General features: G+C 71.7%; 18 protein-coding genes. 10 read left to right on the plus strand and 8 right to left on the minus strand.

The window, feature by feature from the left end; genetic code table 11:
- Positions 1–19 precede the first annotated feature (19 nt).
- Positions 20–259: a helix-turn-helix transcriptional regulator gene (locus tag C5708_RS11145; protein WP_242921106.1), complete on the plus strand. Its 240-nt coding sequence runs from the start codon at positions 20–22 to the stop codon at positions 257–259.
- Positions 260–269: 10 nt separating this feature from the next.
- Here C5708_RS11145 and C5708_RS11150 read toward each other — a convergent pair whose 3' ends face one another.
- Together C5708_RS11150 and C5708_RS11155 are read right to left on the minus strand one after the other, a co-directional pair.
- Complete coding sequence (locus tag C5708_RS11150) at positions 270–1082, minus strand: SDR family oxidoreductase (RefSeq protein WP_242921002.1); 813 nt, start codon at positions 1080–1082, stop codon at positions 270–272.
- 4 nt (positions 1083–1086) lie between these two features.
- The gene (locus tag C5708_RS11155; protein WP_242921005.1) at positions 1087–2301 is read right to left on the minus strand and encodes an LLM class flavin-dependent oxidoreductase; all 1215 of its coding nucleotides are present in this window, start codon (positions 2299–2301) and stop codon (positions 1087–1089) included.
- Between the two features lie 175 nt (positions 2302–2476).
- Here C5708_RS11155 and C5708_RS11160 point away from each other — a divergent pair, with 175 nt between their 5' ends.
- On the plus strand, positions 2477–3649 hold the full coding sequence (locus C5708_RS11160) for an acetyl-CoA C-acetyltransferase (protein WP_242921007.1): 1173 nt from the start codon (positions 2477–2479) through the stop codon (positions 3647–3649).
- Positions 3650–3670: 21 nt separating this feature from the next.
- On the opposite strand, the gene C5708_RS11165 is transcribed toward C5708_RS11160, so the two are convergent.
- Positions 3671–4906: an NAD(P)/FAD-dependent oxidoreductase gene (locus C5708_RS11165; RefSeq protein ID WP_242921009.1), complete on the minus strand. Its 1236-nt coding sequence runs from the start codon at positions 4904–4906 to the stop codon at positions 3671–3673.
- A gap of 158 nt (positions 4907–5064) precedes the next feature.
- On the opposite strand from C5708_RS11165, the gene C5708_RS11170 reads away from it, so the two are divergent.
- On the plus strand, positions 5065–5958 hold the full coding sequence (locus tag C5708_RS11170; RefSeq protein ID WP_242921011.1) for a dihydrodipicolinate synthase family protein: 894 nt from the start codon (positions 5065–5067) through the stop codon (positions 5956–5958).
- 63 nt (positions 5959–6021) lie between these two features.
- Here C5708_RS11170 and C5708_RS11175 read toward each other — a convergent pair whose 3' ends face one another.
- The 5 genes from C5708_RS11175 to C5708_RS11195 form a co-directional block, all read right to left on the minus strand.
- Complete coding sequence (locus C5708_RS11175; RefSeq protein ID WP_242921013.1) at positions 6022–8022, minus strand: SPFH domain-containing protein; 2001 nt, start codon at positions 8020–8022, stop codon at positions 6022–6024.
- Between the two features lie 141 nt (positions 8023–8163).
- On the minus strand, positions 8164–9930 hold the full coding sequence (gene nagE / locus C5708_RS11180) for an N-acetylglucosamine-specific PTS transporter subunit IIBC (RefSeq protein ID WP_242921015.1): 1767 nt from the start codon (positions 9928–9930) through the stop codon (positions 8164–8166).
- A 2-nt stretch (positions 9931–9932) separates the two neighbouring features.
- Entirely contained in the window at positions 9933–12428 is a 2496-nt protein-coding gene (gene ptsP, locus C5708_RS11185; protein WP_242921108.1) for a phosphoenolpyruvate--protein phosphotransferase, read from the minus strand.
- Between the two features lie 50 nt (positions 12429–12478).
- Positions 12479–14881: a family 20 glycosylhydrolase gene (locus tag C5708_RS11190; protein WP_242921017.1), complete on the minus strand. Its 2403-nt coding sequence runs from the start codon at positions 14879–14881 to the stop codon at positions 12479–12481.
- Between the two features lie 204 nt (positions 14882–15085).
- On the minus strand, positions 15086–17824 hold the full coding sequence (locus C5708_RS11195; RefSeq protein ID WP_242921019.1) for a TonB-dependent receptor: 2739 nt from the start codon (positions 17822–17824) through the stop codon (positions 15086–15088).
- A gap of 267 nt (positions 17825–18091) precedes the next feature.
- Between C5708_RS11195 and C5708_RS11200 the strand changes: the two genes are divergently transcribed.
- From C5708_RS11200 to eda, 7 genes are all read left to right on the plus strand, one after another.
- The gene (locus C5708_RS11200; RefSeq protein ID WP_242921021.1) at positions 18092–18835 is read left to right on the plus strand and encodes a GntR family transcriptional regulator; all 744 of its coding nucleotides are present in this window, start codon (positions 18092–18094) and stop codon (positions 18833–18835) included.
- Positions 18836–18919: 84 nt separating this feature from the next.
- Positions 18920–19936, plus strand: a complete 1017-nt coding sequence (locus C5708_RS11205) for an SIS domain-containing protein (protein WP_242921110.1) — start codon at positions 18920–18922, stop codon at positions 19934–19936.
- Positions 19936–21066 carry an N-acetylglucosamine-6-phosphate deacetylase gene (gene nagA, locus C5708_RS11210; RefSeq protein ID WP_242921023.1) on the plus strand — a complete coding sequence of 377 codons (1131 nt, stop codon included), beginning with the start codon at positions 19936–19938 and terminating at the stop codon, positions 21064–21066. The genes C5708_RS11205 and nagA overlap by 1 nt, the downstream gene beginning before the upstream one ends.
- A gap of 53 nt (positions 21067–21119) precedes the next feature.
- The gene (gene zwf, locus C5708_RS11215) at positions 21120–22562 is read left to right on the plus strand and encodes a glucose-6-phosphate dehydrogenase (protein WP_242921025.1); all 1443 of its coding nucleotides are present in this window, start codon (positions 21120–21122) and stop codon (positions 22560–22562) included.
- Positions 22559–23263 (plus strand): 6-phosphogluconolactonase, encoded by a 705-nt coding sequence (gene pgl / locus C5708_RS11220; RefSeq protein ID WP_242921027.1) that lies wholly within the window; start codon positions 22559–22561, stop codon positions 23261–23263. Before zwf ends, pgl begins: the two co-directional genes overlap by 4 nt.
- 30 nt (positions 23264–23293) lie before the next feature.
- Positions 23294–25099, plus strand: coding sequence for a phosphogluconate dehydratase (gene edd, locus C5708_RS11225; RefSeq protein ID WP_242921029.1), 1806 nt, complete (start codon positions 23294–23296; stop codon positions 25097–25099).
- An 11-nt stretch (positions 25100–25110) separates the two neighbouring features.
- Positions 25111–25752 carry a bifunctional 4-hydroxy-2-oxoglutarate aldolase/2-dehydro-3-deoxy-phosphogluconate aldolase gene (eda, locus tag C5708_RS11230; protein ID WP_242921031.1) on the plus strand — a complete coding sequence of 214 codons (642 nt, stop codon included), beginning with the start codon at positions 25111–25113 and terminating at the stop codon, positions 25750–25752.
- Positions 25753–25760: the final 8 nt, after the last annotated feature.

Below are 25760 nucleotides of genomic sequence, written 5' to 3' on the forward strand. Positions count from 1 at the left end.
GGACGCGCCCGCGCCCGACATGCGCATCCTGGTCACGCTCGACGTGATGATGGCGCGCCGCAAGGTCACCGGCCGCGAACTGGCCGAACACGTCGGCATCACCGAGGCCAACCTGTCGCTGCTCAAGCAGGGGCGCGTGAAGGGCGTGCGCTTCGAGACCCTGCTCCGGATCTGCGACTATCTGGATTGCCAACCCGGCGACCTGCTCGCCTTCGAGCGGGCGGCCGCCGCCGGCAGCGCGCCCGTCGAGGCCGCGTGAACGGAGGCGCCTAGCTCGCCTTGCCCATCTCGTCCGCCGCCGCCAGGGGGCCGCCCTGGGCGATGAGGTTGCGGGTGCCTTCCGGGTCGAGCGCCGAGGCGCGGTCGAGTTCGACCAGTTCGGCCGGCACGAACCAGTGCAGCTTGTCGGAGTGGTAGGCCTCCCATACCGCCTTGGCGACCTCGACCGGCGGGATCAGCCGGAACATGCCTTCCTTGGGCGCATGGTCCTTGGCTTCCTGCGGCAGGATCGGCGTGTCGATCAGGCCCGGCAGGGTGTCGGCGCAGCGCACGCCATAGGCGCGGAACTCGATCGACAGCGCCTCGGTCAGGCCTTTGACCGCGTGCTTGGTCGCCGAATAGACGGCGATGTTGGGCATGCCGTAGGTGGCCGAGGACGACGAGGTGGTGAAGCACAGCGAGCCCGGCGTCGCCTTCAGCAGCGGCAGGGCCAGGTGGATGCCGTTGAGAACGCCGACGAAGTTGACGTTGACCACGTCCATGACCTCGGCGAAGTCCTGGTCGGCGAACGGCCCGCCCCGGCCGATGCCGGCGTTGTTGTAGAGCAGGTCGAGCTTGCCTTCCGTCGCCGCCGCGAAGGCGTCGAGGGCGGCGGCGTAGTCGGCCCGGTCGGTGACGTCCAGCCGGCGGACCAGGCAATTGCCCACGCCCAGCTCGGCCTGAAGCTCCTTCAGGCCGGCCTCGTTGACGTCGAAGGCCCCGACGAACCAGCCCTTGCCCGCGAACAGGCGGGCGGTCTCGCGCCCCATGCCCGAGGCGGCGCCGGTGATGAAGATCGACTTGCGGCCGTTCGCCTGCGCCATCGCCCTACTCCGCCGCCGGCTTCTTGTTCAGGCCCATGGCCTCGAGGATTTCGGGGCGGATGTTGTCGGTCCCCTTCTCCTGGATGTGCTGGGCGACGCGCATGCCCACCGCCATCTGGGCCTGGCCGATGAAGGTCGGCCGATTGGTCCGCGCCCAGTCCAGCGAGGCCTGGCGGTTCTCGTTCAGCCCCTGGAAGCGCGGCGCGACATAGCGGGCGATCAGTTCGTAGGACGCCTGCTTGCGCGCCCACGGCGCCCAGTTGTGATCCATCATCAGGAAGGCGCCGAAGCCGCCCGACTGCTTTTCCAGCCGCTCGATCTGCGCCGCCGCGTCGTCCGGCGTGCCGATCACCGCCAGGCCCGAATTGATCAGCTGGTCGACCGGATCGCCGCCCTCGGCCGGGGCCAGCGGCAGGGCCGCCACCTCGCGGAAATAGTAGAGCCATTTCTCCAGGCCGAAGCGGACATCGGCCCTGGCCTGTTCGCGGGTTTCGGCCACGTGCATCGGCCCGACCAGGCGCCAGGCGTTGCGGTCGACGGAGGTTCCTACGTCGGCCGCCTGCTCCTCGGCGATGGCCCAGTTGGTGGCCAGGGCGTTGAAGCCGCCGGTCTGGGTGGCGCCGATCGACAGCAGGCCGAGGCCATGCTTGCCCGCCGCCCGCGCGCCGGTGGGCGAAACCTGGCTGGCCACCGCGATCTCGACGCCCGGCCGCGAATAGGGCGTCATCTGCAGCCGCGCGTCGTTCAACTCGAACCAGTCGGTCTTCTTGCTGACCGTCTCACCGCGCAGCAAGGGGACCAGCACGTCGATGGCCTCGTCCATGCGGTCGCGCTGGGCGGCCACGGGAATGCCCATCATGAAGGCGTCCGACGGCAGGGCGCCGGGCCCCACCCCGAACATCACCCGGCCACGGGTGACGTGGTCGAGCTGGTTGATGCGGTCGGCCAGCATCAGCGGATGGTGATAGGGCAGCGACGAGACGCCGGTGCCCAGGCGGATGTGCCTGGTCCGCTCGGCCGCCGTGGCGATGAACAGCTCGGGGCTGGCGATGATCTCGTAGCCGGCCGAGTGGTGCTCGCCGATCCAGGCCTCGTCATAGCCCAGTCGGTCCATGAGCTGGACCAGCTCCAGGTCGCGCTCGATGGCCAGGGTCGGGTTTTCGTCGACGGGATGAAACGGGGCGATGAAGGCGCCGAAGCGCAGCTTGGACCCGGCCATTGCAAGCCTCTCTCCTGTGGTTCCCTTGACGTCCGCGTCAACATTTCACTTGCCTGCCGCAAGGGCAGGCCGGGCTGACTCTCAAACGCCTGTTTGCAGGATAATTATAACGCGTTCTATTTGGCTAGCCGGAATCGGAACCGAGGCGGAACGTCAGGGACACGGGAGACGGAACATGGCGGAAGCATACATCGTGGCGGCGGCGCGCACCGCCGGCGGGCGCAAGGGCGGCAAGCTGTCGGGCTGGCATCCGGCCGACATGGCCGGCGCGGTCCTGGACAGCCTGATCGAGCGCACCGGCGCCGACCCGGCCGTGGTCGAGGACGTGATCATGGGCTGCGTCGGCCAGGTCGGCGAACAGGCCATCAACATCGCCCGCAACGCGGTGCTGGCCTCCAAGCTGCCGGAAAGCGTGCCGGCGACCAGCGTCGACCGCCAGTGCGGCTCGTCGCAGCAGGCCCTGCACTTCGCCGCCCAGGCGGTGATGAGCGGAGCCATGGACGTGGTGATCGCCGCCGGCGTCGAAAGCATGAGCCGCGTGCCGATGGGCCTGTCCTCGGTGCTGCCGGCCAAGAACGGCTTCGGCAACTACAAGTCGTCCAGGATCGAGGACCGCTATCCCGGCATCCAGTTCAGCCAGTTCGCGGGCGCCGAGATGCTGGCCAAGAAGTACGGCCTGTCCAAAGACCTGCTCGACGAGTACGGCTTCAACAGCCACCGCAAGGCGATCGCCGCCACCCAGGCCGGCCGGTTCAAGGACGAGATCGTCGCGCTGGAGGTCTCCACCCCGGACGGCAAGACCGAGACCCATTCGGTCGACGAAGGCATCCGCTTCGACGCCAGCCTTGAGGCGATGAAGGGCGTCAAGCTCCTGCAGGAAGGCGGCGCGATCACCGCGGCCACCTCCAGCCAGATCTGCGACGGCGCCTCGGGCGTGATGGTGGTCAACGAGCGCGGCCTCAAGGCCCTGGGCGTCGAACCCCTGGCCCGCGTCCACCACATGACCGTCATCGGCCATGACCCGGTGATCATGCTGGAGGCGCCGATCCCGGCGACCCTGCGCGCCTTGCAACGCGCCGGCATGACGGTCGACGACATCGACCTGTTCGAGGTCAACGAGGCCTTCGCCTCGGTGCCGACCGCCTGGCTGCAGGTCACCGGCGCCGATCCGGAGCGCCTGAACGTCAACGGCGGCGCCATCGCGCTGGGCCACCCGCTGGGCGGCTCGGGAACCAAGCTGATGGCCACCCTGGTCCACGCCCTGAAGCAGCAGAACAAGCGCTATGGCCTGCAGACGATGTGCGAGGGCGGCGGCCTGGCCAACGTCACCATCGTCGAGCGCCTGTAGCGACCACCGGCGGGCGGACGCTCAGCCCACCAGCTCCGGCGTCCGCTCCTCCAGCCGTCCGGGCTTCAGTCCCAGCGGCCGCAGCGGCGCGCCCGCCGCGCCGGCGACCAGCATGGCCTGGGCCCAGGCCGTCGGCCCGAAACGCCCCAGCAGGCCGACCAGCCGGTCGCGCAGGAACGGCAGCGCCCGGCCGTCCGACTGGTAGACCGGCGTCACGGCGGCGGTGATCGCCTGATAGAGGCGGATGTGCCCCCGGCGCAGGCGGACATAGTCGCGCAGGCCGGCCGACAGGTCTTTCCCGTCGCGGAGGGCCTGGGCCAGGGCGTAGGCGTCGAGCATCGCCATGTTCGCCCCCTGGCCGAGCTGCGGGCTGGCCGAGTGCCAGCTGTCGCCGATGTGGACGAGACCCGGTTCGACCGGGCGCGGAACCGTGCGGTGGGTGTAGCGCGCGAAGGTCATCTGCTCGGGCGAGGCGATCTGGTCGAGCAGCGGCGCGCAGGCCGGCCACAGGGCGGCGACATGGCTCTTCCAGGCCGCCAGCCCCGCTTCGCGCCAGGCGGCGAGCCGGTCGGCCCGCAGGCTCCAGAACAGGGCCGCCTGCGGCCGCGCGCCGCCGACGCCAGGCCCCAGCGGCAGGACGCCGACCATGATGCTGGCGGCGCGGTAGCGTTGCTCCAGGGCGCGCGGGTCGAACCCGGCCCCCTCCGGCCAGTCGAGGCTGGCCCACAGCGCGCCGTAGTCCAGGGCCCGGCCGCAGGCCGGCGCCAGCGGCGAGCCCGATCCCAGGGCGTCGACGACCAGGTCGAAGGCGTCGCTGCGCCCGCCGTCGGCGAACGACAGCCGGCGGGCGTTCCCCTCGCGGGCCGCGCCGGTCACGGCGCGGCCGGTCTCGACCGCGATCCCGGCCTCGACCGCCGCGTCATAGAGCACCTGGAACAGGCTGGCGCGATGCACGCCCAGACCGCGCAGGGCCCCGAGGGCGGCGTAGCGCACGTCGAGCACGACGCGCCCCGACGGCGCGGCCTTGCCGAACAGACGATCGACGCGGGCGCCGACGGCGCCGAGCCGCCCGGCCAGGCCAAGCTCGTCCAGCACCGCCAGGCCGGTGGGCTGGATCATCAGGCCCGAGCCCAGGGGCTGAGGCCGCTCGAACCGTTCGAACAGGCGCACCTCGTGGCCGTCGCGGCGCAGCAGCAGCGCCGCCGCCAGCCCCGCCGGCCCGCATCCCGCCACCCCGACCCTCAGCTTGCGTTCCATGCCGCATGCATAGCAGAGCGCGCCAACCGGTCGAGCCGTACAAACGGCAACCGAGTTTGATCGCCGGGGGCCTTGCCTGGGCCGGGCGCGCCGGACACCTAGGACGCGCCGGACGCCGGGAAATGGTTCCATGCGCCGCGCCCGGCCAGGGGATCGCCATGTCGCCGTTCAAGGGTCTTTCCGCCTTCCCCGTCACCCCGGCCGATCCGGACGGGCGGGTCGATGTCGACGCCCTGCGCGGGCTGGTCGCCCGGCTGGTCGAGGCCAAGGTCGATTCCATCGGCCTGCTCGGCAGCACCGGCACCTACGTCTATCTGAGCCGGGCCGAGCGGCGGCGGGCCGTCGAGGCGGCCGTCGCCGAGGCCAGGGGCCGGGTCCCGCTGCTGGTCGGCGCCGGCGCCCTGCGCACCGACGACGCCGTCGCCCTGGCCCGCGACGCGGCCGAGGCGGGCGCCGACGCCCTGTTGCTGGCCCCGGTGTCCTATACGCCGCTGACCGACGAGGAGGTGTTCGTCCACTTCCAGGCCGTGGCGGCGGCGACCGACCGGCCGCTGTGCGTCTACAACAATCCGGGCACGACGCATTTCACTTTCGGCGACGACCTGATCGCCCGCCTGAGCCAGGTCGACCGCGTCGCGGCGGTGAAGAACCCCGCGCCGCCGCAGCCCGAAGCGGCCGGCGCCGTCGCCGCCCTGCGCGCCCGGGTCGCCGACGGCTTCTCGCTCGGCCACAGCGGCGACTGGCGCGCGCCCGAGACGCTGCTGGTCGGCGGCGAGGCCTGGTACAGCGTCGCGGCCGGGCTTTGGCCCCGGACCTGCCTGGAGATCGCCCGCGCCGCCCAGGCCGGCGAGGCCGAAAGGACGCGGGCGCTCACCGCCCGGCTGGAGCCGCTGTGGGCGCTGTTCCGCCAGTACGGCGGCCTGCGGGTGGTCCATTTCGCCGCCGCCCGCCTGGGCCTGCATCGGGCCGAGCCGCCGCGCCCGATCCTGCCGCCGCCGCCGGAGGCGCAGGCCCGCATCGTCGAGGTCATGGACGAACTCGGCCTGGCCTGACGGCCTAACGAAAACGCCGCCGTCGCGAGGACGGCGGCGCTCCGTTCCGGGAACGGACGAGGGTTATTCGACCTCGGCCTCCTCCGGCGTCCGGACCACGGCGGCCAGGTCCAGCTTGTCGGCCATCAGCATGGCCAGCAGGCCCTGGACGATGGAGCCCCCGGCCTCGCCGCCGGCGCCGCCGGTGATCGACACCTTGGGCACCACGTCGACGCCGGAAGTCTCCAGCGCCTCGGCGAACCGCTCGGCGACCTGGCGGGCCAGCTGGTAGCGGGCGCCGCCGGAGGCCTCGACCTGGCTCTTGATCGCCTCGGCCTGGGCCAGGCCGACCTTGGCCACCTTTTCGGCCTCGGCGGCGGCCAGGACCACCGTGCGCTTGGCCTCGCCCTCGCCCAGCAGCCGCATGCTGTCGGCGTCGGCCTTGGCCAGGGTGCGGCGCTGGTCGGCCTCCTGCTCCGAGCGAGCCAGGCTGGCCTTGCCGGCGTTCTGCTGCACCTGGATCGACAGCTCGGACTCGGTGATCGCCGTCTGCTGCTTGGCGCGGGCCTCGGCCTCGCGCAGCTCGCGCTCCTTCTGGGCGGCGATCTTCTGCCGCTCGTAGGTGCCGACCTGTTCGTCGGCGATCTGGCGCTGCCGCAGCTGGGTCAGGATGCGCTCGATCTGGTCGTCGCCGTCGGCGCTGGGCCTGGGCGTGCCGATCAGCACCTCCTGCAGCTCGAGGTTATAGAGGCCGAACTTGGCCTTCATCTCCTCGGAGGACTGCTGCTGGATGGCGCTGCGGTCCTGCAGCAGCTCGATCAGGGTGCGGGTCTGGCCGATGTTCTTGAAATAGGCCGAGACCATCGGGTCGAGGGTCTGCTCGACCAGCTTCTTGATGTCGCCGAACCTCTGGATGACCAGCGGCGCCTTGCGGTAGTCGATGTGCACCACCACCGACACCGGCAGGGTCGGCTCGAAGGCGTCGCGGGTGATCAGCGACACCTCCGCCAGGTTCTCGTCGAACAGGTGCGAACCGACGATGCTCTTCTCCCACTTCAGGATGAAGTTGGTGGTCGGCACCATGGTCACCCGCCCGGCGTAGGTGTTGAAGGCGTACTTGCCCGGCAGCAGCGGGTCGCGCCACACGCCGCGCTGGCCGCTCGCCACCAGTTCGCCGTGGCGATAGGCCTCGCCCGAGGTGTCGGCCCCGGCGTCGCCGGTGTAGGACACCACCACCCCGACCTGGCCGACCTCGACCACCGTCTTGCCGATGCGCTCGACCGTGGCGAACAGGCGGTTGATGTAATAGGTCCCCTCGACCAGCACCTGCAGCTGCCGCCCCTTGCGGCCGCCGGCGGCCAGGAACCGCGACGGGTCCTGGAAGCTGTTGTGGAAGGTCGCCGCGTCCGACGGGTCGCCGCCGACCAGCGGGGCGATGATCTCGCCCGCCGCCAGGCCCGGCCCGTCATGGACGGTGATGATCCCGATCTGGTCGTCGGCGTCCTTGATCACCACCGGCTCGAACCCGGCCCGCGCCTCGATGACCTCGGCCATCTGGGCGAGCAGTTCGGCCTCGTCGCGGTCGAGGCTGAGGGCGAAGGTGCGGTCGCGGGTGATCACCACGAACTGGGCGAGGTTGAGGGCGTAGGCGCCTTCGCGCAGGACCTTGCGCTGCGGCCCCTTCTGCCCGCCGGCCTCAAGGAAGGCGCGGGTCAGCTGGAAGTCGGTCGCCTCGCCGTTGGCGGCCAGGGTCTGGTCGGGCTCCAGCGGCCGGCCGTCGCGGGCGAAGACGTAGCCGATCCGCCCCTGCGGGATGGTCACCAGCGGCTGGACGTGCAGGCGGAACTGGAACGGCGCGAAGAAGTGGAGGCCGCCGCGCAGCACGTCCGGCTGGAAGCCGGCCTCGCCGCCCAGCGCGATCAGGCCGCTCCGGATCGAGCCTCGGCGGCTCCAGAGTTTCTCGACCACGGCCACCCGGTTGTTGGGAATATAGCGGATCATGCCGGACACGACGACGAACGCCGCGGCGAGCGCGACGGCAAGCGCCGAACCGACCCACGGCCCGAACGCTCCTAGCGATGACATGGATGTAGCCCCGTGCGGCCGCCTGGAAGGCGACGATCGCCTCATGAAGGAGCGGCCTGGACCTTAGATGGGAATGCTGCGGCGCAGCAAAACCATGCCGCGCATTCGATCACGCCGATGTGTCCTTAAGGCGAGCTATTCTCAGCCCGCCGCCGGGACCAGTCCGCGCAACGCCTGGGCCGCCGCCTCGGCCGCCGGGCCGATCAGCACGTGGACGGCGCCGGGCTTGGGCTTGACCACCCCGCGCACGCCGAGGCCGCGCAGCGCCGCTTCGTCCACCGCCGCGCTCTCGACCACGGTCAGCCGCAGCCGGCTGGAGCAGGTGGCGACGGCGCGGAGGTTGTCGGGACCGCCGAGCGCGGCCAGCAGGGCGCGGGCGTCGGGCGCGGACGCCGCCGCGGCGGACCCCGCCACGACGGGAGCGGCGGGCGCCGACGGCGCGGCGGCGCGGGCCAGGGCCTCGACCGGCCCCTGGGCCAGCCGGGCGCGGATCTCGCCGGCCACCTGATCGGCGATCGGCCCCAGCACCACCTGCAAGGCTTCGGCCGAGGGACGGATGACGCCCCGCGCGCCCAACCCCTTTAACGCCGCCTCGTCGACGGCCGCCTGGTCGCGCACGACCAGGCGCAGGCGCGTGGTGCAGGCGTCGACCGTCGCCAGATTGGCTGAACCGCCAAGGGCGGCGGCGAAGGCCTCGCCCCGGCCGCCCTCGGTCCGGGGGGCGACGACGATGGCGTCCTCCGCCTCGCGCCCCGGGGTCTTGAGGTCGAAGCGGCGGATCGCCCAGCGGAACAGCCCGTAATAGAGCAGGCCGTAGGCGACGCCGAACGGCAGCAGCACCCAGGGCCGGGTCGACTTGTGGAAATTCAGCACGTAGTCGAACAGCCCGGCCGAGAAGCCGAAGCCCAACCGCACGTGCAGCATGTCCATCAGCGCCATGGCCAGGCCGGTCAGCGCCGCGTGGATGGCGAACAGCGGCGGGGCCAGGAACATGAAGCTGAACTCGATCGGCTCGGTCACGCCGGTCAGGAAGGCGGTCAGGGCCATCGACAGCAACATGCCGCCCACCGCCTTGCGCCGCTCGGGGCGGGCGGCGTGGTACATGGCCAGGCACGCCGCCGGCAGGCCGAACATCATCACCGGGAAGAAGCCGGACATGAACTTGCCGGCCGAGGGATCGCCGGCGAAGAAGCGGTTCAGGTCGCCGGTCGCCCCGTGATAGTCGCCCAGGATGAACCAGGCGACGTTGTTCAGGATGTGGTGCAGGCCGGTGAGGATCAGCACCCGGTTGAGCACGCCATAGACGAACAGGCCGACGTCGCCGGCCTGGGTCAGGGCGCGGCTGAGGCCGTCGATGGCCCCGGCGACGCCGTCGTAGCCGGCGCCGAAGGCCAGGGCCAGGACCAGGCCGGCCACGCCGCTGATGATCGGCACGAACCGACGGCCGCCGAAGAAAGCCAGATATTCCGGCAGCTTGAAGTCCGAGAACCGGTTGTAGAAGGTCCCGCCGATCAGCCCCGACAGGATGCCCAGCGGCACGCTGAGCTTGGCCATGGCCTTGTCCTTGAAGGCGCTGACCACAAGGTCGGCCTGGGCCTTGGCCACCGCTTTCAGCAACTCGGGCGGCGCGTGGATCAGGGTCTCGGCCCCCTTTGTCGCCACCAGGAAGCAGACCACGCCCGCCAGCCCGGCCGCGCCGTTGTTCTCGCGCGCGAAGCCCACCGCCACGCCGATGGCGAACAGCAGGCCGAGGTTGGAGAAGATGGCGTCGCCGGCGGCGGCGATGAACGGCACGTTGAGCAGGTCGTGCTGGCCCAGGCGCAGCAGCAGGCCGGCGACCGGCAGCACCGCGATGGGCAGCATCAGGGCCCGGCCGAGGGGCTGAAGCACGGCGAGCGGCGATTTCATGGTCAGGCCTCCCGGTCCAGGGCTTCGGCGCACAGGGCGCGCACGGCCTCGGCGGAATCTAGGGCCAGCGCCTTTTCGGCGAGGGCCCGGCATTGCGGCAGGGTCAGGCCGCGCACGCGCGCCTTGACGTCGGGGGTCTGGGCCGGCGTCGCCGACAGTTCGGCGACGCCCAGCCCGATCAGCAGCGGAACGGCGGCGAGGTCCGAGGCGAGGCCGCCGCAGACGCCCGTCCAGCGGCCGCTCCGGGCCGCGCCTTCGGCGGTGCGGGCGATCAGGCGCAGCACGGCCGGATGCAGGGCGTCGATGCGGGCCGCGACCTCCGGATTGCCGCGGTCCATGGCCAGGGCGTACTGGGTCAGGTCGTTGGTGCCGATCGACAGGAAGTCGGCCTCGGCCGCCAGGATGTCGGCCGTCACCGCCGCCGCCGGGGTCTCGATCATCACGCCCAGTTCGATCGGCGCGTCGAGGCCGAGGTCGCGCTTGGCCTCGTCGAGCAACGCCCGCACGGCGCGCAGCTCGCCGAGGCTGGCGATCATCGGGACCATGATCTTGCACTGGCCGGCCGGCGCGGCGCGCAGGATGGCCCGCAGCTGGGTGCGCAGGATGTGCGGCCGCCAGAGGCCGACGCGCACGCCGCGCAGGCCCAGCGCCGGGTTGTCCTCGGCCGGGATCGGCAGATAGGCCACCGGCTTGTCGCCGCCGACGTCGAGGGTGCGGATGATCAGCGGCCGACCCTCCAGCGCCTCGGCGATGGCGGCGTACTGGGCGGCCTGCTCGTCCTCGTCCGGCGGGGCGGCGCGGTCGAGGAACAGGAACTCGGTGCGCAGCAGGCCGCAGCCCTCGGCCCCCGCCGCCACGGCCGCGCGGGCGTCGGCCAGCGAGCCGAGGTTGGCGAACACCTCGATGCGCGCGCCGTCGGCGGTGCGGGCCGGCTCGTGGGCGGCGGCCCGCGCCGAGGCCCGGCGCTGCTCGCGCTGGGCCAGGGCGGTCTGGGCGCGGGCCAGCGCCGCCGCGTCCGGGCTCACCCGCAGCACGCCCTCGTCGGCGTCGAGGATCAGGCCGGCGCCGTCGGCGATGGCCATCACGCCGGGACCGGCGGCGACCAGGGCCGGGATGTTCATCGCCGCCGCCAGGATGGCGACGTGCGAGGTCGGCCCGCCCCGCGCCGTGCACAGCCCGGCCAGCCGCCCGGCGTCGAGGGCCATGAGCTGCGAGGGCAGCAGCTCCTCGGCCAGCAGGATGGCTCCCTGCGGCAGGGCCGGGCCCGCGCTCTCGTCCTCGCCGGTGATCGCCGCCAGCACCTGACGTTCGAGATCGACCAGATCGTCCACCCGCTCGGCCATCCGCGCGTCGCCCAGGGCGCGCAGGGCCTCGACATAGCCGCCGACCGCCTTGCGCCAGGCGAAGCCCGCGCTCTTGCCCTCGGCGACGAGGCTCTCGGCCGCCGCGCCCAGTTCGGGGTCGTCGAGGAAGGCCAGGTGCGCCCCCAGGATCGCCCGGCGCTGCCGGTCGCCCGAGGAGGCCGCCTCGGTCAGGCGCGTGCGCACCGCGTCGAGCGCGACCAGCAGGGCGGCCCGCTCCCGGGCGACGCCGGCTCCGGCCTCCGGCACGGCGATGTCGCGGGCGACCAGCCGCACCGCCTGGCCGATGGCCAGGCCGGGCGCGGCCTTCACCCCGCGCAGCAGGGCGAGGTCAAGCGGAGCCGAAACCGGCTCGCGCTCCAGCTCCGGGGCGGCGACGGCCGTCTTGGCCGCCGTCGGCGCGGCCTCGCCCATGCCGCCGGCGATCAGATCGGCGACGGCGGCGACGGCGGCCTCGGCGTCGGCCCCCACGGCCGAGACGGTGATCTCGTCGCCGTGGCGCACGGCCAGGGCCATCAGGCCGATCGGGCTCTTGCCGTTGGCCTTGCGGTTGAAGGCGGCGATCTCGACCTCGCTGTCGAAGCGCTTGGCCAGGTCGGCGACCCGGGCGGCCGGGCGGGCGTGCAGCCCGTGGGCCAGGGGCGTGACCAGCCGGCGCGAGGCGCGCGGCCCCGCCCCGGCCGTCGCGACCGCCCCGTCGCGGGCGAGCGGACGGACCTCCATCAGGAAGTCGCCGACCCGCGCCTCGCGGTCCTGCTGGCGGCGGACGATCTCGAAAGCCTCGCCGTTGGTGACGACGACGGGGGTCAGCAGGCTTTTGGCGCGGCCGGCCAGGAGGTCGATGTCGAAGCTGATCAGCGGGTCGCCGGCCTGGACGCTCTGGCCGTCGCGGACGTGGGTCTCGAAGCCCTCGCCGCCCAGCCCGACGGTGTCGAGGCCGACATGCATCAGGATCTCCGCGCCGTTGGCGCAGCGCAGCGTCACGGCGTGGCGGGTGCGGTGGACCGAAATCACCTCGCCCGCGCACGGGGCGCACAGCACCTGGCCGGTCGGGTCGATGGCCAGGCCGTCGCCCAGCATCCGCCCGGCGAACACCGCATCCGGCGCTTCGTCGAGCGGGGCCACCCACCCCTGCATCGGCGCGGCGATCACGAGACTCGACACGGGTATGCTCCCACTCTTCCTTGCTATGCGGCCGGCTTGCGGCCGGCGTCGACCGCCAGGGCCGGCGGCTTCAGGCCGACCCAGTCCAACAGCCACAGCGGCTGGTCGCCTTCCGGCGAGACCGGACGCTGGGCGAAGGTGAAGCACAGGCTATGCGCGCCGTCGCCGCGCGGCGATATCCTGGCCGACAGCCGCGTGACCCCCGCGCTGGCCGCCGCCGGCTTCAGCGGCAGCACCGCGATCGGCTCGCCGTCGCAGCCGTCCTGGCGCACCTCCAGCTCGCCCTCGGGCGTGCGGGGCCGGCGGAGGCGGTCGTTGAGCGACTTCAGGTCGTCGCCGACCTGGAAATTGTAGGGGATCTGGCCGACGCCGACCTCGATCTCGCGCACGCCGGAGAGGTCGGCCCCCTCGTAGATCCAGCAGGGATTGAGGATGTCGGCCTGGAACGAGGCCCGGTCGGCGCGGCCGTGGCCGCCGTCGCGCGCGGCGTCGTCCGGCAGGCTGATGGCCACCTTGTCCGAGCAGAGCTTCAGCTCGTGGCTGGAGCGGCGGCGCAGGCTGACGCGGTCGAAACGCCGCTCGCGGTCGGGGGCCAGGGCGCGGCCGTCGACGAAGGCGGCCGCCCGCACCGTGGCCGGCAGGGCGGTCTCGACCGGCCCGGCGTAGAGCGGCGACGTGGCGGTCGGCGCGCGCCCGTCCAGGGTGTAGCGGATCTCGCCCAGGCCGACCGGCGTGGTCAGGGTGACGCGGACGCGGTCCGGAGCGACCTCCCGCCCCTCGGCGTAGGGCTGCAACGCGGCCTGGTCGTAGGACAGGCCGAGGGTGCGGTAGCGCCCGAGCTCGACCGGCAGGCGCCGGCCGAAATCGCTCCAGTCCATGCGTTCCGCCGGGGTCCAGGCCACCTCGGCGACGGCCGCCAGCCGGGGAAACAACATGCGCTGAGCGACGGCGGCGTCGGGCACATACTCCGTCCACAGATTGGTCTGCACGCCGATGACGTGCTTGCGCTCCTCCGGACCGAGCGCGGCGGGGGCCGGGTTGAAGCGATAGAGGCTTTGCAGGCTGACCACGTCGCCGCGGCCCAGCGCCTCGACCTCCGGCGGGACCTGGCGATAGTTGAGATAGAGCGTCGGCGACGGCGACAGGATGGCGTCATGGCCGGCCTTGGCCGCCGCCACCGCCCCGTCGATCCCGCGCCAGGACATCACCGTGGCGTTCGCGGCGACGCCGCCGTCGAGAATCTCGTCCCAGCCGATCAGGCGGCGGCCGTGCGCCTCGAGGAAGTGCTCCATGCGCTGGATGAACCAGCTCTGCATGGCGTTCTCGTCCTTGATCCCCAGGGCCCGCATGCGCGCCTGGACGGCCGGGTCGGTCTTCCAGCGGGTCTTCAGGGCCTCGTCGCCGCCGACATGGACATAGCGGCTGGGGAACAGGGCCATGACCTCGGTCAGCACGTCCTCCAGGAAGCCGAACGTGCCGTCGTCGACATTGTAGAGATAGGGCATGACCCCCCAGTCGGCGCCCGGCCCGGCCGGCGCGGGGCCGGCGCTGAGCCTGGGATAGGCGGCCAGGGCGGCCTGGGCGTGGCCCGGCATGCCGATCTCGGGCACGACGGTGATGTTGCGGGCGGCGGCGTAGGCCACGACCTCGCGCACCTCGTCCTGGGTGTAGAAGCCGCCGACCATGCGCGGCTTGCCGGTCTTGGGGTCGATGTCCCCGTGCGCCGCCCCGGCGGGGACACGCCAGGCGCCGACCTCGGTCAGGCGTGGATACTTCTTGATCTCGATGCGCCAGCCCTGGTCGTCGGTCAGGTGCCATTGCAGGACGTTGAACTTCTCGGCGGCCATGGCGTCGATCAGGCTGCGGATGAGCGCGGGCGACTGGTAGTGGCGGGCCGAATCCAGCATCACCCCGCGCCAGGAGAAACGCGGCGCGTCCTCGACGCGCAGGCCGGGAACGACGGCCGGGCCCTGGTCGCCGTCCTGGGTCAGCAACTGCCAGACGGTGACGGCGCCGTAGAACAGCCCCGCCCCCTTGGCTGCCGAGATCGTCGCCCCGCCGGGGCCGGTCTCCAGGCGGTAGGCCTCGTCGCCGGCCGGGCCGTCGCGGCGCAGCACGATCGCCTTGCGGCCGGGCTCGGGCGCGCCCTCGTGCACGGCCAGGCGCAGGCCGCGCGCCCGCGCCAGGGCGTCGGTCAGGAAGACGGCGGCGCGGCGCGCCTCGGCGTCGCCCGCCGGAACATAGACGGCGACCTCGCCATCGACCGTGAAGCCGGCGCCGGTCTCGACCATCGAGGCGGGGGCGGGCGTGACCGCCGGCGCGGCCGAGGCGGCCGGGGCGGTCAGCGCCGCAGCCAGGGCGGCGGTCAGGGACAGGCCGATCGCCGCGGCGCGGACCGGCGATGCCTCGGGGACTTTGAAGGTCATGAAAAGCACTCCGCGCGCGCCTGAGGCCACCTTGCCCCGATCAGCGCGGTTAAGCGAAGAAAAGGCGGACGAGACAAGCCTCCGCGAGCGGGGCCGTCTCGTCCAGTCGCGCGATCCGCTCCGAGGGGTGGTTCGGTTCGCAAGGGGAAATCGGGAAGAGGCCCCCGTCGACGGCGCGCGTCCACGGGGGCGTTTGATGCGGGACTAGAACTTGAAGTGGATGGCGGCGACCAGCTGGCGGCCGGTCCGGTAGTTCGACCGGATCTGCTGCTTGACGTTGGCGTAGCTGTAATAGTCCTCGTCGAGCAGGTTCTGAGCGTAGACCGTCAGCTGCAGCTGCTTGGTGAACTGCCAGCTCGCCGAGGCGTCCAGCTGGGTGTACTCGTCGACGAACATGTTGTCGCCGCGGTCGATGCCGGTGAAGTACTTCGAGCGCCAGGAATAGCTCACCCGGGCGCTGAACGGCCCCTGCTCCCAGAACGGCGTCAGGTTGATCTGGTTCTTGGAGTTGTAGGGCAGCGGCGTGCCGATGTCGGTGCTGGCGTCCGAATAGGTGTAGTTGGCGACCAGGCCGAAGCCGTAGGCGTAGTTCTGCTGATACGAGACGGCGAAGCCCTTGACCTCGGCCGCGCCGGCGTTCGACGGCCGCGAGATGGTGTAGGGGTCGACGGTGCCGGTGGTGATGTTGAAGTGCTGCTCGCTCACCGTGCCGGCGACCACGTAGTTCGAGATGTCCTTGTAGAACACCTGGCCGGCCAGGTAGGCGCCCGGCTGGAAATACCACTCGACGGTCGCGTCGACGTTGCTGGCCTTGTAGGGCTTCAGGTTCGGATTGCCGCCGCTGCCGGTGTGCACCGTGTCCTGCAGCGACAGGAACGGCGTCAGGTCGGCGTAGTTGGCCCGCGCCATCACCTGGGCCGCCGAGAAGCGCAGGATCAGGTCGTCACGCAGGTTGTAGGCGACGTTCAGGCTGGGCAGCACGTTGTCGTAGCTGTTGGTGACCGAGACCGCCGTGGCCTTGTTGTTGGTGTCGACGTTGAAGCCCTGCGAGACCTGCTCGGTGTGGACGATGCGCACGCCGACGTTGCCGCGCAGGCCTTCCAGGTTGAAGTTGGCCTGGGCGTAGCCGGCGGTGACCTTCTCCTCGACGTTGAAGGTCGAGTTGTACTGCGGCGAATAGCCGTTGAAGCCGCCCGAGCCGGTGTTGAGCGGGATCTTCGAGACGAACTGCTCCCAGGCGCCCTTGTTCAGGGTGACGCGGTTCTTCATGTCCTGCGAGACGCCGCTGAAGCCGTCGAGATAGTCGCCGGGCGTCATGCCGGGCCCGATCTGGGCCAGGGTCGTGAACAGGTTGCTGATCGAGCCCTGCTCGGAGCGCTGCGAGGTCTCGTGGTCGCGGTACTTCAGGCCGACCTGGAACGAGGTGATCGGGCCCGACAGGCTCTTGGTGACGTCGGCCTGGGCGTAGCTTTCCTTGTCCGAGGTCGGCTGCCGCAGGAAGTTGCCGTCCCAGCCGGCGCCCAGCTTCCACTGGGTCGGGTCCTGCTGGACGTTGGTGGCGTAGTTCAGCGTCGGGGCGCCGCCCGGGGTCCCGGCGATCGAGTAGCTGTAGCCGCCCTGGGCCGCGAACTCGGCGAAGTACTGCTGCTTGGTGCCGCCGGTGGCCTTGGTGGTGCCCAGCTGGGCCGAGCCCAGCCAGCCGTCGCCGAAGTCGTAGCTGCCCTTCAGGTTGACGGCGTAGGTCTTGACGTCGGACTTGCGGTCCTGGACGTCCAGGTAGGACTGGCCGACGCAGTTGCCGGGCGCGCTGCCGGTGACCGCCCCCGCCGAGTTCTTGACCGGCACGATGCAGTCGGCCGGCGAGGTGTTGGCGAAGGTGGCCCCGGTGATGACGCCGTTCGAGACGGTCATGCCGGTCAGGGCGTTGGCCGACGGGCTCATGAAGGCGTAGTCGGACTGGTTGTAGTTGTCGTAGGACGCCTTGACGTAGAGGCCGTCCAGGTCGATCGCCAGCTTGTCGTTCGGGTGGTACTGGACGCCCAGCGTGAAGCCGTCGCGCTTGCGGTCCTGCTGGAAGAACGACGAGGCCAGCGAATTGGGGCCGCGGGCGGTGAGGTTGTTGCCGACGATGGCGGCGACGCGGGCCAGGGTCCCCGGCGTGCAGGCGGCGCCGGGCGTGGCGGGCGCCGGGTTGCAGCCCTGGGCGTTGGCCAGGTAGTCGGCGCCCGACATGGTGCCGTAGGTCTCGAAGCCGTCGCGGCGCAGCTTGTCCTCGGCGTGCTGGTACGAGGCGACGACCCCGAAGGTCTGGTCCGGGTTCTTCCAGCTGTAGAGCAGCGACAGGGCCGGATTACCGTCGCCCGAGCGGTCGTTGTACACATAGCCGACCTGGCCCGAGATGGTGTTGGCCGGCAGGTCGAGCGCCTTGCGGGTGTTGATCACCACCGTGCCGCCGATGCTGCCTTCGTCGACGCGCGCCTCGGGCGACTTGTAGACGTCGGCGCGGCCGACGACTTCCGGCGCCAGCAGCGTGTAGTTGAAGGTGCGGCCCGGAGTGTCGAGGATGAACCAGTCGGCGGAGGCCACCGTCTGCCCGTTGAGCAGGGTGCGGTTCAGGGCCGGGTCGGTGCCCAGGATCGAGACCTTCTCGCCCTGGCCGAAGGCGTGGTCGACGGTGACGCCGGGAATGCGCGACAGCGATTCGGCGACGTTCGAGTCCGGGAACTTGCCGATGTCCTCGGCGGTGATGGCGTCGACGATGGCGTCGGCGTTACGCTTGGTCTCCAGAGACTTCTGCAACGATTGGCGAATGCCGGTGACGACCAGCTCCTCGACCGTGCCGCCGTTGGCGGCGGGCGCGTCGGCGGCCAGGGCGGCCTGCGCGGCTCCGAGCATGGCCGCCAGACTGGCCGTGCCGATCAGCATGGTTCTGCTAAAACGCATGAGTTCCTCTCCCCTTGAAGCGCGCCGGCATCCCTCGCCGGGCTCTTCCATAAAGCCCAATACAAGACCGCTTACGCTCCCGACTTCGCGCTTAGGTGCAGCATTGAGCCGGGCTTGCCGTAACGCTGTCATCAAACCTGGATAAATTGCAAGCCCAAAACATCACCAATTGAAAACCACGCAATTATTGGTATGCAAATGGTAATAGACTATGGCATAGACCCCTCAACCGGCGCCGCAGAGCGCCAGATTCGCGGGAGTTGAGACGTGGCGTCATTCATCGAGCTGATCGGTCCGCTGGACGGGGCCAGCCACGCGCCGCTGTACCAGCAGCTCCAGCGCGTGCTGCGCGACGCCATCCAGAAGAAGAAGCTCGGCCCCGACGACGCCCTGCCGGCCGAACGCGACCTGGCCGAGGAATACGCGGTATCGCGGATCACCGTCCGCAAGGCGCTGGACGGCCTGGTCAGCGAGGGGCTGCTCACCCGCCGCCAGGGGGCCGGCACCTTCGTCGCCGCCCGTGTGGAGAAAAGCTTCTCCAAGCTGTCCTCGTTCTCCGAGGACATGATCTCGCGCGGACGCACCCCGCACAGCGTCTGGCTCAGCAAGGCCGAGGGCGAGGTCACCCCCGAGGAATCCCTGACCCTGGGCCTGTCGCCCGGCACGCGGGTCTACCGGTTCCACCGCATCCGTTTCGCCGACGGCGCGCCGATGGCGCTGGAATATTCGACCATCGCCGCCTTCTGTCTGCCTTCGGTCGACGCCGTGCAGTCCTCGCTCTACGAGGCCCTGGAGAAGACCGGCCACCGCCCCGCCCGCGCCCTGCAGCGGCTGCGCGCGGTGCTGTTCACCGCCGAGCAGGCCGAGCTCATGCGGGTCTCGGAGAAGGACGCCGGCCTGCTGATCGAGCGACGGAGCTTCCTCAAGGACGGCCGCGCGGTCGAGGTCACCCAGTCCTACTATCGCGGCGACGCCTACGACTTCGTCGCCGAGCTGAACGCCCTGTCCTAGAGTCCATCAGTGTCCGGAGCGCGCGCGTTGACCGCTGAAACACCAAGCCCGACGCCGTCGGGCCGCCCCCCCGAGGCCACGCGCATGTTCCTGGAGGCGTCCCAGGCGCCCGGCGCGGTCGCCGCCCAGCTGCAGGCCAACCGCGAGCGCGCCGTCCGGCTGGGCGCGACGCTGCGCGCCATGAAGCCCCGGGCCGTGGTCACCTGCGGCCGCGGCAGCTCGGACCACGCCGCCACCTTCGCCAAATACCTCATCGAGACCCGCACCGGCGTGCTGACCTCGTCGGCCGCCCTGTCGGTCAGCTCGGTCTACGCCGCCCCGACCCAGCTGGCCGGGACCCTGTGCCTGGCCATCTCGCAGTCGGGCAAGAGCCCCGACCTGGTGGCCGCCGCCCAGGCGGCCAAGGACGCCGGCGCCTATGTCGTCGCCCTGGTCAACGTCGCCGATTCGCCCCTGGCCGCCCTGGCCGACGAAACCCTGCCGCTGTGGGCCGGACCCGAACTGAGCGTCGCGGCGACCAAATCCTACATCGCCGCCCTGGCCGGCATCGTCCAGCTGGTCGCCGAATGGACCGGCGACGAGGACCTGCGCGCCGCCCTGGCCGACCTGCCGGGCCAGCTGGCCCAGGCCTGGACGCTGGACTGGACGCCGGCCGCCGAGCGCCTGCGGCTGGCCCGCAACCTCTATGTGCTGGGTCGCGGCGTCGGTTTCGGCGTCGCCCAGGAGGCGGCCCTCAAGTTCAAGGAGACCTGCGGCCTGCACGCCGAGGCCTTCAGCTCGGCCGAGGTCAAGCACGGCCCCATGGCCCTGGTGAAGGCCGACTTCCCGGCCCTGGTGTTCCGCCAGGACGACGAGACGGCCGAGGGCGTCGACGCCCTGGTGGCCGAGTTCGCCGCCCGCCGCGCCGACGTCATGCTGGCCGCCGCCGGCGGAAACGGCGAGGCCGGCGTGCTGCGCCTGCCCGCCCTGGCCGCCCATCCGGCCGTCGAGCCGATCCTGCAGATCCAGAGCTTCTACCGCATGGCCAACGCGCTCTCGCTCGCGCGGGGCTATGATCCCGACTCGCCGCCCAACCTCAACAAGGTCACCGAAACCGTCTGATGATTACCGCTCTGGTCAACGGCCGCGTCCTGACCGCGGACGGATTCGTCGAAGGCAAGTCGGTTGTTGTCGAAGGCGGGCGGATCGCGGCCGTGGTCGACGGCGTTCCGGCGGCGGACGATCTGCGCGACCTCGGCGGCGGCGTCCTGCTGCCCGGCTTCATCGACACCCAGGTCAACGGCGGCGCCGGCGTGCTGTTCAACGACGACCCGTCGGTCGAGGCCGTGGCCGCCATCGGCCGCGCCCATCGCCGCTTCGGCACCACCGGCTTCCTGCCCACCCTGATCAGCGACGACCAGGCGGTGATCGCCCGCGCCATCGCCGCCGCCGACGAGGCCATCGCCGCCGGCGTGCCCGGCGTGCTGGGCGTGCACATCGAGGGCCCGTTCATCAGTGAACGGCGCAAGGGCATCCACGACCCGTCGAAGTTCCAGACCCTGGATGAAAGCTGGCTGCCGCTGCTGACCTCGCTCAAGCGCGGCCGCACCCTGGTCACCCTGGCGCCCGAGACCATGCGGCTCGACCTGATCGGCCGGCTGCGCCAGGCCGGGGTGATCGTCGCGGCGGGCCACACCAACGCCGGCTACGAGACCATGCGGGCCGCCCTCGACGCGGGCGTGACCGGCTTCACCCACCTGTTCAACGCCATGTCGCCGCTGGGCAGCCGCGAGCCGGGCGTGGTCGGGGCCGCGCTGGAGGACCCGCGCGGCGTCTGCGGGATCATCGTCGACGGCCGCCACGTCCATCCGGCGGCCCTGCGCCTGGCGCTGCGCCTCAAGGGCGAGGCCGGCCTGATGCTGGTCACCGACGCCATGCCGACCGTCGGCCTCGCGGACAAGACCTTCGAACTGCAGGGCCGGCGCATCGTCGTGCGCGACGGGGTCTGCGTCGACGAGGCCGGCACCCTGGCCGGCTCCGACCTCGACATGGCCGCCGCCGTGCGCAACAGCATGGCCATGCTGGGCGTTGATCTGGCGAGCGCGGCGCGCATGGCCAGCCTGTCGCCAGCCCGTTTCCTGGGCCTGGACGGCCAGCTGGGCGTCATCGCGCCCGGATACCGCGCCGATCTCGTGCTCGTCGACGACCGCCTCGACGTCCTCGAAACCTGGATCGGCGGAATTCCCGCATAACGGAACAATGACAACGTTGTCATTGTTCCGGGCCGCCTGTAGAAGCAAGGGCCATGAAAGCTGACCGCGCCATCGTCATCTTCGGAGCCACCGGCGACCTGTCGCTGCGCATGCTGCTCCCGTCGCTTTACTTCCTGGAGTTGGACGGCCTGCTGCCCGCCGGCTGGGCCGTGCTGGGCGCCTCGCGGTCGGCGCTGAGCGACGAGGCCTTCGCCGAAAAGACCCTGGCGGCGGTCAAGGCCCGGGCCGACGGCCATTTCGACGAGGGGGCCTGGAAACGCTTCCGCGCCCGGCTGTCCTACGTGGCGGTCGACGCCGAGACCCCGGCCTCGTTCGAGGGGCTGAAGGCCGCGCTCTCGGGCGCGCGGGAGGCGATCTATTACCTGTCGACCTCGCCCAACCTGTTCGAGCCGATCTGCGCCAACCTGCAGGCGGCGGGCCTGGCCCACGACAACAGCCGCATCGTCGTCGAAAAGCCGATGGGCCACGACCTCGCCTCCTGCCGCGAGATCAACGACGTGCTGGGCACGGCCTTCGACGAGAGCCGCATCTTCCGCATCGACCACTATCTCGGCAAGGAGGCGGTGCAGAACCTCATCGCCCTGCGCTTCGCCAACGCCTTCTTCGAGCCGCTCTGGGACCACGTCTCGATCGAGCAGGTGCAGATCACCGTCGCCGAGACCGTCGGCGTCGAGGGCCGCTGGTCCTATTACGACGACTACGGCGCCATCCGCGACATGGTGCAGAACCACATCCTGCAGCTGCTGTGCCTGGTGGCGATGGAGCCGCCGGCGCACCTGGACGCCGATTCCGTGCGCAACGAGAAGGTCAAGGTCCTGCGCTCGCTGCGGCCGCTGTCGGGCCGGGACGTCTGGAACAAGACCGCCCGCGGCCAGTACGGCAAAGGGGTGGCCGACGGCCGCACCGCCATCGGCTACGCCGACGAGACCGGCGGCGGCGAGAGCGACACCGAGACCTTCGTGGCCATCCGCGCCGACATCGACAACTGGCGCTGGGCCGGCGTGCCCTTCTATCTGCGCACCGGCAAGCGCCTGCCGGAGCGGTCGTCCGAGATCATGATCCAGTTCCGGGCCGTGCCGCACTCGATCTTCTCGGGCCAGGACCTGCGCGCCAACCGCCTGACCATCCGCCTGCAGCCGGAAGAAGAGATCTCGCTGTCGCTGATGAACAAGACGCCCAGCATCGAGGGGGTCGAGCTCAAGCCCGTCAGCCTCAACCTGTCGCTGGACGACGCCTTCAAGCAGGGGCGGCGGCGCATCGCCTACGAGCGGCTGCTGCTGGAGGCGATCAAGAACAACACCACCCTTTTCGTCCGCCGCGACGAGCAGGAGGCGGCCTGGATCTGGGTCGACGGGATCGTCGACGGCTGGAAGCGGCAGGGCATGGCCCCCTCGGCCTATCCGGCCGGGGCCTGGGGCCCGTCGGCCGCCTACGCCCTGATCGAGCGCGACGGCCACAGCTGGGACGACCGATGAACCCGACCGAACGCCTGTTCCCCGACGCCGAGGCCATGACCGAGGCCCTGGCCGCCGAGATCGCCGGGGCGCTGTCGGCCGGGCTCGGCGCACGCGGCCGGGCCGGCTTCGTCGCCACCGGCGGCACGACGCCGGGCGGCCTCTACGACCGCCTGCGCCAGGCCGACCTGGCCTGGGACCGCGTCCAGGTCACCCTGTCGGACGAGCGCTGGGCCCCGACGGCCAGCGGCGCCAGCAACGAGGGCCTGCTGCGCGAGCGCCTGCTGCAGGGACGGGCGGCGGCGGCGGCGCTGGTCCCGCTCAAGACCGCCGCCCCGACCCCCGAGGCCGCCGTGGCCGAGGTCGACGCCGCCGTGGCGGCCATAGCCCGCCCCTTCGACGTCGTGCTGCTGGGCATGGGGGCGGACGGCCACGTCGCCTCGCTGTTCCCGCACAATCCGGTCCTGCCGCGCGCCCTCGACCCGGACGGCGAGGCGTTCGCCTGCGCGGCCGAGGTCGCCCAGGCGGCCGGCGCCTCGGCGCGGATGTCGCTGACGCTGCGCGCCCTGCTGGACACGCGGCGCATCGCCATATTGGTCAAGGGCCAGGACAAGCTCGACGCCTGGCGGCGGGCCCTGGCCGGCGACGATCAGGCCGAAATGCCGGTGCGGGCGCTGCTGCGCCAGGACCGCGCGCCCGTCGCGTTCTTCTGGGCGCCCTGATCCGCGCCCGGCCGTTTAGGAGAGACCCGCATGGCGACCTTGAACCCGACCATCGCCGAGGTCACCGAGCGCATCCGCGCCCGCAGCCGCGAGACGCGGGCCGACTATCTGGCCCGCATGGACGAGGCCCGCGGCGCCGGGCCGGCCCGCCAGACGCTGTCGTGCGGCAACCTCGCCCACGGCTTCGCCGCCGCGCCCCTGGGCGACAAGCTGCGCCTGCGCGGCGCCGAGGCGGTCAATGTCGGGGTGGTCACCGCCTATAACGACATGCTGTCGGCGCACCAGCCGTTCGAGACCTATCCCGCCGCCATCAAGGCGGCCGTGCGCGAGGTCGGCTGCACCGCCCAGGTCGCCGGCGGCGTGCCGGCCATGTGCGACGGCGTCACCCAGGGCCGGCCGGGCATGGAGCTGTCGCTGTTCTCGCGCGACGTCATCGCCGCCGCCACGGCGATCGCATTGACCCACAACATGTTCGACGCCGCCCTGTGCCTTGGGGTGTGCGACAAGATCGTGCCGGGCCTGACCATCGGGGCGCTGTCGTTCGGCCATTATCCGACGGTGTTCGTCCCCGCCGGGCCGATGACCTCGGGCCTGCCCAACAAGGAGAAGGCCCGCGTCCGCGCCCTGTTCGCCGAGGGCAAGGTCGGGCGCGAGGAGCTGCTGGAGGCCGAGGCCGAGAGCTACCACGCCGCCGGCACCTGCACCTTCTACGGCACCGCCAACTCCAACCAGATGATGATGGAGGTCATGGGCCTGCACCTGCCCGGCGCGGCCTTCGTCAATCCGGACACGCCCCTGCGCGAGGCCCTCACCCGCGCCGCCGCCCAGCGGGCCTGCGCCCTGGCCCAGGCCGGCGAGGCGCCGATGAGCCGGGTTGTCGACGAGAAGGCGATCGTCAACGCCGTGGTCGGGCTGATGGCCACGGGCGGGTCGACCAACCACGCCATCCACCTGCCGGCCATGGCGCGGGCGGCGGGCGTCCTGATCGACTGGCAGGACTTCGAGGACCTCTCCAAGGTCACCCCCCTGCTGGCGCGGATCTATCCCAACGGCTCGGCCGACGTGAACCGCTTCCACGCGGCCGGCGGCATGGCCTTCCTGATCCGCGAACTGCTGGACGCGGGACTTCTGCACGAAGACAAGGCGACCGTCGCCGGCGGCTCGCTGCGCGCCTACGCCAAGGAGCCCTACCTGCTCGACGGCGCCCTGGCCTGGCGCGAGGCGCCCGCCGCCTCGCTCGACGAGGACATCCTGCGCCCGGTCTCCAACCCCTTCGATCCCGAGGGTGGCCTGCGGCTGCTGACCGGCGACCTCGGCCGCTCGGTGATCAAGGTCTCGGCGGTCGCCCCCGCCAACCGCGCCGTCGAGGCCCCGGCCCTGGTGTTCCATAGCCAGGAGGACTTCCTGGCCGCGTTCAAGCGCGGCGAGCTGGAGCGCGACTTCGTCGCCGTGGTCCGTTTCCAGGGCCCCAAGGCCAACGGCATGCCCGAGCTGCATTCGCTGACGCCCTCGCTCGGCGTGCTCCAGGACCGCGGCTTCAAGGTCGCCCTGGTCACCGACGGGCGCATGTCGGGCGCCTCGGGCAAGGTGCCGGCCGCCATCCATCTCAGCCCCGAGGCCGTCGACGGCGGGCCGATCGCGCGGCTGCGCGACGGCGACCGCATCCGCCTCGACGGCGACGCCGGGGTGCTGGAGGCGCTGGTCGACCCGGCCGAGTTCGCCGCCCGGACGCCGGCCGTCTTCCGCCAGCCGCAACACGGCCTCGGCCGCGAACTGTTCGCCCCGTTCCGGGCCATAGCCGGCGCGGCGGAAGCCGGCGGCAGCATCTTCTTCTGAAAGGCCAAGCCATGAGCCGCGACATTGAACACGTCATGCGCCTGTCGCCGGTGATACCGGTGCTGGTGATCGACAAGGTCCAGGACGCGGTCCCGATGGCCCGGGCGCTGGCGGCCGGCGGCCTGCTGGCGCTGGAGGTGACCCTGCGCACCCCGGCCGCCCTCGAGGTCATCAAGGCCATGGCCAAGGTCGAGAACGTCGTGGTCGGCGCCGGCACCGTCCTCGGCCCGGGCCATCTGTCCGACGCCGTGGCCGCCGGCGCGCGGTTCGTCGTCAGTCCGGGGCTGACCGAGCCGCTGGCCAAGGCCGCCGCCAAGGCCGGCGTCCCGCTGCTGCCCGGCGTCGCCACCGCCTCGGACGTCATGCGCGGCCTCGACCTCGGCCTGACCCACTTCAAGTTCTTCCCCGCCTCGGTCAGCGGCGGGGCGGCGGCGGTCAAGGCCTTCGGCGGACCGTTCGGCGACGTGCGCTTCTGCCCGACCGGCGGGATCACCGAGGCCAATGCGCCGGATTATCTGGGCCTCGCCAACGTTCTGTGCGTCGGCGGCAGCTGGATCACGCCGCCGGACGCCGTGGCGGCGGGCGACTGGGCCCGGATCGAGGCGCTGGCCCGCGGCGCCGCGGCGCTGGGCCGGGCGGGCCGGAACGCCTGAGCCGCGCC

The organism is Caulobacter sp. CCUG 60055 (genome assembly GCF_022750545.1).
Classification (GTDB): Bacteria; Pseudomonadota; Alphaproteobacteria; order Caulobacterales; family Caulobacteraceae; genus PUIC01.